Annotated in this window: 9 protein-coding genes; 7 read left to right on the top strand and 2 right to left on the bottom strand. The window is 50.8% G+C overall.

What is annotated here, in order from left to right; genetic code table 11:
* Positions 1–150 precede the first annotated feature (150 nt).
* Together KDK15_RS10645 and KDK15_RS10640 are read right to left on the bottom strand one after the other, a co-directional pair.
* Positions 151–456, bottom strand: a complete 306-nt coding sequence (locus KDK15_RS10645) for a hypothetical protein (protein ID WP_257295336.1) — start codon at positions 454–456, stop codon at positions 151–153.
* A gap of 34 nt (positions 457–490) precedes the next feature.
* A complete protein-coding gene (locus KDK15_RS10640) occupies positions 491–1024 on the bottom strand; it encodes a DUF2062 domain-containing protein (RefSeq protein WP_257295335.1) in 534 nt (177 codons plus the stop codon).
* Between the two features lie 356 nt (positions 1025–1380).
* Between KDK15_RS10640 and KDK15_RS10635 the strand changes: the two genes are divergently transcribed.
* The 7 genes from KDK15_RS10635 (at position 1381) to KDK15_RS10605 (ending at position 7463) form a co-directional block, all read left to right on the top strand.
* Positions 1381–3630, top strand: a complete 2250-nt coding sequence (locus tag KDK15_RS10635; RefSeq protein WP_257295334.1) for a DNA internalization-related competence protein ComEC/Rec2 — start codon at positions 1381–1383, stop codon at positions 3628–3630.
* 139 nt (positions 3631–3769) lie between these two features.
* Positions 3770–4417 (top strand): MotA/TolQ/ExbB proton channel family protein, encoded by a 648-nt coding sequence (locus tag KDK15_RS10630; RefSeq protein ID WP_257295333.1) that lies wholly within the window; start codon positions 3770–3772, stop codon positions 4415–4417.
* The gene (locus KDK15_RS10625) at positions 4414–4842 is read left to right on the top strand and encodes a biopolymer transporter ExbD (protein WP_257295332.1); all 429 of its coding nucleotides are present in this window, start codon (positions 4414–4416) and stop codon (positions 4840–4842) included. The genes KDK15_RS10630 and KDK15_RS10625 overlap by 4 nt, the downstream gene beginning before the upstream one ends.
* Positions 4839–5924 (top strand): tetraacyldisaccharide 4'-kinase, encoded by a 1086-nt coding sequence (gene lpxK, locus KDK15_RS10620; protein WP_257295331.1) that lies wholly within the window; start codon positions 4839–4841, stop codon positions 5922–5924. Before KDK15_RS10625 ends, lpxK begins: the two co-directional genes overlap by 4 nt.
* On the top strand, positions 5924–6115 hold the full coding sequence (locus KDK15_RS10615; protein ID WP_257295339.1) for a Trm112 family protein: 192 nt from the start codon (positions 5924–5926) through the stop codon (positions 6113–6115). The genes lpxK and KDK15_RS10615 overlap by 1 nt, the downstream gene beginning before the upstream one ends.
* Positions 6115–6993, top strand: a complete 879-nt coding sequence (gene kdsB / locus KDK15_RS10610; protein WP_257295330.1) for a 3-deoxy-manno-octulosonate cytidylyltransferase — start codon at positions 6115–6117, stop codon at positions 6991–6993. The genes KDK15_RS10615 and kdsB overlap by 1 nt, the downstream gene beginning before the upstream one ends.
* The gene (locus tag KDK15_RS10605; RefSeq protein ID WP_257295329.1) at positions 6993–7463 is read left to right on the top strand and encodes a low molecular weight protein-tyrosine-phosphatase; all 471 of its coding nucleotides are present in this window, start codon (positions 6993–6995) and stop codon (positions 7461–7463) included. The genes kdsB and KDK15_RS10605 overlap by 1 nt, the downstream gene beginning before the upstream one ends.
* The last annotated feature ends 7 nt before the right edge of the window (positions 7464–7470 follow it).

The raw sequence follows: 7470 nt of genomic DNA, 5'->3' as shown, positions 1-7470 counted from the left end.
AACCAAGTTTGTGGCAAATTCGTCTAGGCGACCCCGTCTAGGCGACCCCGTCTAGAATTGGTATTACTCAATTTCAGAGTGATTTTGCTGTCAGCTGCCAGCCGTCCGGACGCTGGATTCACCCGGTTCAGACGGCTCGGCAGGCAGGCTTCAGGGCGTTTCCTGAAGGTATTGGCTTGGGTCAATGTAGAGACCAAGGGAGCGCTTATCAATGCGCTTTTCCTTATTCTCAGTCTTGCCGACTTCTTGGTATCTGAAGACGATAGTATCACCAATGTTGACATCCAGTTGCTTATCTGCCGACAGATATTTGTAATCATCACCAGCAACCGTCAGGGTATGGATATAGTAATCCGGCATCCCCAGCCAGTCGCTGTGAGGGCCATCGGTGCTGACAGCTTCAAGTAAACCACGACCTTCCAGTTTTGGCTGGCGTTTTTGAAAACTTCTTTGCATGGGGCTGTTATCTCTAGAGATTTTTGAATAGTGGTTAGTTGAAAGGATCGGGGCGGGAGCGACGTTTATGTCTCTGGCGCCAGTTGATGACAACATTCCAGCGCCAAGCCGCTCGAATCAGCAGGTAACTGATAAAGCCGAGCACAACGCCTGATACCAGCGATCCCAGATAAAGGGGCTTCCAGACACGGGCAAGTCCGGCACCCAGACCTTGTAACGTGAGTTCAAAGGAAGCTTCATTTACCGGTGTCTGAAGGATAAAACAGCCGATTTTGTATGTAAAATAGAATATGGCAGGCATGGTCAATGGGTTGGTAATCCAGACCAGTGCGACAGATAGAGGAAGATTGCACCGGAAAACAATGGCCAGACATGCCGCCAGAACCATTTGGAAAGGCATGGGAATAAACGCAACAAATATGCCGACAAAAAATGCGGCAGCAGCGGAGCGGCGATTCAGTTGCCACAGGTTTGCATTATATAATGCAGAACCCAGAAACCGCAGGTGGCGATTTTCCTTGATGGTTTTTGGTTCCGGCAAATACCTTTTAATCAGTTTTTTCGCCATATCCTTCCACTATTTTACCGCTATCATGACATCAACTCATTATGCTCTGAGCTATGACTTTAGTTCATGGTTTGCAGAGGTTGCCAGTTTTCCAGTATGAAAGTCTTGCCAGTTGCCTTCCCCCAATTCGGGATTGGCTTTTCCAGACTGAAATTCATCTATGCTTGCTGCTTTTCATCGGCCATGACATGCCACTTTTCAAATAAAGAATGGTTGATTATGCCACGGCAAAATGACTGTCATCCAAGGTAGGGCAAAACAGCGCCTTGAGTGAGGTAAAGCCGTGGATTATGCACTGAAATGGTAGGCAAGACTTCGTGGATAACACTCATACAATCATAAAACCGGCAAAGGGATTGTTTATATTCGTACTTTCCAGCGGTTTTGTTTCATTGACGTTTGACTTGTCAGTCTTGATGTCGATCAGTCTGCCGCTTTTCATTCTGTTTTTCTGGGTTTTATCGTCAGCCAGAGTTTCCCGGGCACGCTGGTGGCTGCTCCCTCTGCTGGCGGGTACTCTCGTCAGCTCATGGTATGCAACACATTACGCTGTCACCTGTCTTGATAGCTATGGACAAGGGCGGGATATCAATATCGAAGGAAAGATTGCCAGTCTGCCGGTGATAAACGGCATGGCAGCGCGCTTTGATTTTCAGGTCAGTCAGTCCGGTCTATACCCCAAAAAGGTCAGGCTCAGCTGGTATGAACCGCCGGATTTGCAGACTGGAGAGACCTGGCAGTTAACGGTGAGGTTGCGGCAACCTCATGGTTTTTCAAGTCCGGGCGCTTTCGATTATGAGGCCTGGGCGTTGCGTCAGGGGATACAGGCCACGGGGTATGTGAAGTCCGGATCACTACTCGATAATAATGTTACCGGGATATACCGGCTTCATCAGGTAAGGGCGCTTTTAAGGCAGTGGTTGTACTCGACGGTATCTGATGACAACAAAGGGATCTTCTCGGCACTGCTGCTGGGTGATAAAACAGCCATCAACACTCAGCAATGGCAGGTGTTTAATGAGACGGGAACCACCCATTTGATGGTGATTTCCGGCCTGCATATCGGTCTTATGGCCTGGTTGGGCTTTTCGCTTGCAACCATTGTTGGGCGGTTGGGGGGAATTCCACTTCGGAGAGTACCTTTACCGGTGGTCAAGGCGCTGACAGGTATGCTGTTTGCGTTGTTTTATGCCCTGTTGGCCGGGTTCAGTGTGCCGGTGCAACGAGCCCTGGTGATGACATTCGCCGCATTACTGGCACCCTTGCTGGGGATAAGAGCCTCTCCCTCAACGCTTTGGTTGCTGGCTTTAGCAACCGTACTTGCAATTGATCCCCTGGCCATAACCAGCAATGGATTCTGGTATTCCTTTATTGCCGCAGGCGCACTGCTGTTCGGTATGGTTGGTCGAAGGGAAAGGGCTGGCTGGCCGGTAACCGTGTTTAAGCCGCAATGGCTGGTGTTTGCCCTGTTGACGCCTTTGCTGCTGTTTAATGGTCAGCCGGTATCACCACTGTCTCCCTTGGTGAATCTTCTGGCTATCCCATTGATAGGCATTGCCGTCGTTCCCTTATTGCTGTTCAGTGCAATTTTGCAGTTTTTGTTGCCTGAGGCTGCCGGTTTCATTATTGCCGGGCTTGACTATCTGGTGACAGGGTTTCAATTTGGGCTGCAGTGGGTGTCCGGTTTGATGGTGCTTATTCCGCCACAGCAGACCCTATCCTGGCATACCCTGATACTCGCTGTTGTCGGTATGTTGCTGCTCATTGCCCCGGCAACTCTGCGTTTGCGCTGGCTTGCTCCGGTGATGCTGATGCCCTCGTTGTTCGCAAAATCAATTGCGATACCGCCAGGTCAGGCTGAGGTCAGGGTTCTGGATGTAGGGCAGGGGTTGTCTGTGTTCATCAGAACACATCAGCACCTTATGGTTTACGACACCGGTGACCGTTTCTCGGAAAGATTGTCAGCGGCAGAGAGCGTGATTCTTCCGGCGCTGTCTAAATGTGGCGTGACCCAAATCGATCGCATTATGATTTCTCATGGCGATCAGGATCATTCGGGCGGTTTGCCATCGCTGCTGGCCAGATACCCGAATGTGCCGGTTATCAGTGGTACTAGTCTGCCTGACGTTAAGCAAGACTGGGTGAAATGCCAACCCGGAGATCATTGGGAGTGGGATGGGGTTTATTTTCAGGTGCTGGCCGGCGGTGATTATCGGCGCAGTAATGATGCGTCCTGTGTCCTGAAAGTGACAGCAGGATCAGATAGTCTTCTACTGCCAGGGGATATTAGCGAACGGGTTGAGAAACGCTTGATAGAGCAGGGCGCTGAGCTTAAATCCAGTGTGCTGGTGGCTGCTCACCATGGTAGCCGGTTTTCAACTAGTGCTGACTTTCTCTGTGCTGTTCAGCCCGGGGCGGTCATTTTTTCGTCCGGCTTTGCCAATCGCTTCGGTCATCCGACCGCTGAAACATTAGCTCGTGCGCAAAAAACGGGGGCAGAAATCTTTAATACCGCTGCAGATGGCTCATTGTCTTTTACGCTTGGTAGCGGTGATATCATGGTTTCAGCCTACCGCAAAACACACGCCCGCTACTGGTGGCGCTAACCCATTCTCAAAGCGATCAGTTACTGCTTAAATGGTACGAATCTCTGTGATACAGTCATACTGGTTACCTTGGGAACTGATATGCCTGACATTAACCGGGCCAGATATCATGAATTAGTCATTATAAGGGAAGATTATTGTGTTCGAACTGGTGAAATCCGGTGGTTGGCTGATGGTGCCTATCCTGTTGTCTTCAGTTATTGCCATGGCAATCATCTTCGAGCGGCTCTGGACGTTGAGACCCTCACGCATTGCACCGAAAAATACCCTTTCTCAAGTATGGAAGTGGATCAAGAGTAATGGGCTGGATAATCGAAAGCTTGACCAGCTGAAAGCCGGATCGCCACTGGGAGAGATTCTGGCGGCAGGTCTGACCAATGCCCGCAGTGGCCGGGAAATCATGAAGGAGAGTATTGAAGAACAGGCTGGCAAGGTGATCCATGACCTTGAACGTTATCTCAATACCCTGGGGACCATCGCTGCGATTGCTCCGCTGCTGGGCTTGTTGGGAACCGTGATCGGTATGATTGATGTCTTTACTGTGCTGATGGTTGAAGGCACCGGTAATGCCGGTGTTCTTGCTGGCGGGATTTCCAAAGCACTGATTACCACGGCAGCTGGCCTTACCGTGGCTATCCCGGCCCTGATCTTCCACCGTTATTTCACCCGCCGCATTGATGAGCTGGTGGTTGCCATGGAGCAGGATGCGATCAAGCTGGTTGAAGTGTTGCAGGGTGACCGCAAGGGCTCACCATCTGCTTTGGGCAGTGAGGCCAGGAAAAAATGAATTTCCGACGACAGATAAATCACGAAGAGGTGTCCATCAACCTGACGCCTCTGATTGATGTGGTATTCCTGCTGCTGATTTTCTTTATGGTCTCGACCACCTTCACTAAGGAAACTCATCTGGCCATTGACTTACCGGAATCCTCCGGAGAAGTGTTGCAGCAGCAGCCGAAACAGATTGAGATCACCATCAGCAAGTCTGGAGACTTTGCCGTTGACGGTCAGGGACTGGTCAATGGTCAGCTGGATACGCTCAAGCGGGCACTGGGTAAAGTAAGCCAGGGGGACAGCAAGGTACCCCTGATTATTACGGCTGATGCCAATACACCCTATCAGGCGGTTGTGACGGCAATGGATGCTGCAGGGCAGCTGGGTTTTACCAACCTGAGCATGACCACGCGAAAAGATACTGAGTCTGATCAGTGAAGCTCTGGCAGCGTTTCAGTCAGTCTGTCACAGACTCCTGGTATTGTCCTTCCGGTGGCTGGACTTGCTGTCTCAAGCCACTCAGTTGGTTATTTTCCTTTCTGGCTGCGAGAAGAAAACAGCGTTTGCTGCAGACATCCCGGTGGTCACCGCCTGTGCCGGTCATTGTTGTGGGTAATATCTCGGTGGGGGGAACCGGTAAAACCCCTTTGGTTGCGGCCCTTGTAGGGGAATTTCAGAAAAGGGGTTATCGGCCGGGGATTATCAGTCGTGGGTTTGGTGCGAAAACTGAAGGCATGCCCCTATCGGTCAGGCCGGATTCAGACCCTGCGAACGTAGGGGATGAGCCGGTTATGCTGGCCCGACAGTTGCCTGTCCCTTTGATTGTCGACGTTGACCGTGTAAAGGCGGCCCGGTATCTCTGTGATCAGACAGACTGCAATCTCATCATCGCAGATGATGGATTACAGCACTATAATCTGCAACGGCATATTGAGGTATTGGTTCTGGATGGTGACCGGTTACTTGGCAACCAACTGTGTCTGCCCGCAGGCCCGCTTCGGGAACCACCGGAAAGAATGAGCCAGGTGGATATGATTCTGGTCAACACCAACAATGCTTCTGTGTCAGCGAAGGCTGAGGAAGTAGAAAGTTTGCTCGGGCTGACGACGCTGGAGCGGGAAAAACTGTACTATTTTTCCCTTGAACCTTCGGCGCTGGTCAGCATGACGGGTATTTCGCAACAAATTCCCGATAAAACCAGGGTTCATGGTGTTGCAGGAATTGGTAATCCGGAGCGTTTTTTTAATACACTGCGCTCCCTTGGATACGATGTTATTGGTCATCCTTATCCTGATCACCACTCATTTGTACCGGAAGATATCTGTTTTAACGACGATCTTCCGGTGATTATGACGGCCAAGGATGCCGTTAAATGCAGTGGTTTTGCCGATCACAGACAATGGTATCTGCCGGTGACGACCCGTGTATCGGACTCATGTATTGAGCAGCTGGTGGCAATGATTGAAGCTCGTAAGCCGGTATTTTCTGGCTTATCGCTGAGGAAAGCTGAGGAAAAATGATGGATAAGACGCTGTTTGAAATTCTGGCCTGCCCACTGTGTAAAGGGGAAGTGCGGCCAAATAAAGAGCGTCAGGAACTGGTTTGCAGACCCTGCGGTCTTGCTTATCCCGTTCGTGACGGTATTCCTGTCATGCTCGAAGGAGAAGCGCGTATATTGACCGTTGATGAACGTTTGGATGAGGCGTCCTGATGGCACAAGGCTTTTTATCGGCTGAGGGCTCTTTTTCGGCTGAAGGCTCTTTATCTGCTGAGGGCTCAGACTTCACCGTCGTTATACCTGCCCGTTTTGCTTCCAGCCGTTTGCCGGGCAAACCACTGGCTGATATTGCAGGCAAGCCTATGGTTCAGCATGTTTATGAGCGAGCGCTGGCCAGTGCAGCCGGGAGGGTCATTATTGCTACGGATGATGAGCGAATTCTGAAAGTGGCTGAAGGTTTTGGGGCAGAGGTATGCATGACGCTGCCGGGTCATCCTTCTGGCACTGACCGGTTGCAGGAAGTGGCCAGAATCTATGGTCTGAAGAATGATGAAATTATCGTTAATGTTCAGGGCGATGAACCTCTGATCCCCCCATCTGTAATCAATCAAGTGGCCAGAAATCTGCAGCTGTCGTCTCAGGCAGGGGCTGCTACGTTATCCAGCCCGTTGATCCAGGTGGCGCAGATTTTCGATCCCGGTATTGTCAAAGTGGTTGCTGATGCCCGGGGGTATGCGCTTTATTTCAGTCGTGCACCCATTCCCTGGGCGCGGGACGATTTTGCCACGGAAGAAAAGAAAGTGTCGGCTGATGCCTGCTTTCAGCGCCATATAGGCATTTATGCCTATCGGGTTGAGCTTCTGAATCATTATGTGACCTGGGGTGTCAGCCCGATTGAGAGCATGGAGTCTCTTGAGCAGCTTCGACTGATGTGGCATGGCTATCGGATTCATGTGGCTGAAGCGGTTGAAACGCCGCCCCATGGCGTCGATACGGAACATGATCTGCTGGCAGTTCGTGCATTGCTTGAAAGAGGGCAGGAACTGGACAGCCTTGAGCCCAATGAAAAAACGGTCAGAGCATATACATAATGATAAAAGTACTGTTCGTCTGTCTGGGAAATATCTGTCGGTCACCCACTGCCCATGGTGTGTTTGCACATCAAGTGGCAGAAGCAGGCTTGTCAGACTGTATCAGAATTGATTCAGCGGGTACCAGTGGCTGGCATGATGGGGGACTGCCAGACAGTCGTTCAATGCAGCAGGCCGCAGATCATGGTTATGATCTTTCATTCATTCGCTCCCGCAAGGTAACCTCTGCTGATTTTGTTGAGCAGGATTATATCCTGGCTATGGATAGAGAGAATCTGAAGAACCTGCAAAAGATCTGTCCGCAGGAATATGCCCACAAGCTGCGGCTGTTTCTTGATTTTGCTGACCTGCCAGTCTCTGAAGTGCCGGACCCTTACTATGGTGGTAACGAAGGTTTTGAGCGGGTACTTTATCTTATTGAGCTGGGTGGGGTTGCGCTGCTGGATCATTTGCAGAAAACCCTTAAATAGCATCTCC

The sequence above is a fragment of the Endozoicomonas sp. YOMI1 genome (assembly GCF_024606345.1).
Taxonomy (GTDB): Bacteria; Pseudomonadota; Gammaproteobacteria; order Pseudomonadales; family Endozoicomonadaceae; genus Endozoicomonas.
This window is presented reverse-complemented; position numbering and strand designations above follow the sequence as displayed.

Bases quoted from the DNA above. Each gene is read 5' to 3' on its own strand.
- kdsB (WP_257295330.1), top strand. From the start codon at position 6,115: ATGGCACAAGGCTTTTTATCGGCTGAGGGCTCTTTTTCGGCTGAAGGC.
- KDK15_RS10645 (WP_257295336.1), bottom strand. From the start codon at position 456: ATGCAAAGAAGTTTTCAAAAACGCCAGCCAAAACTGGAAGGTCGTGGT.
- KDK15_RS10640 (WP_257295335.1), bottom strand. From the start codon at position 1,024: ATGGCGAAAAAACTGATTAAAAGGTATTTGCCGGAACCAAAAACCATC.
- KDK15_RS10605 (WP_257295329.1), top strand. From the start codon at position 6,993: ATGATAAAAGTACTGTTCGTCTGTCTGGGAAATATCTGTCGGTCACCC.
- KDK15_RS10625 (WP_257295332.1), top strand. From the start codon at position 4,414: ATGAATTTCCGACGACAGATAAATCACGAAGAGGTGTCCATCAACCTG.
- KDK15_RS10615 (WP_257295339.1), top strand. From the start codon at position 5,924: ATGGATAAGACGCTGTTTGAAATTCTGGCCTGCCCACTGTGTAAAGGG.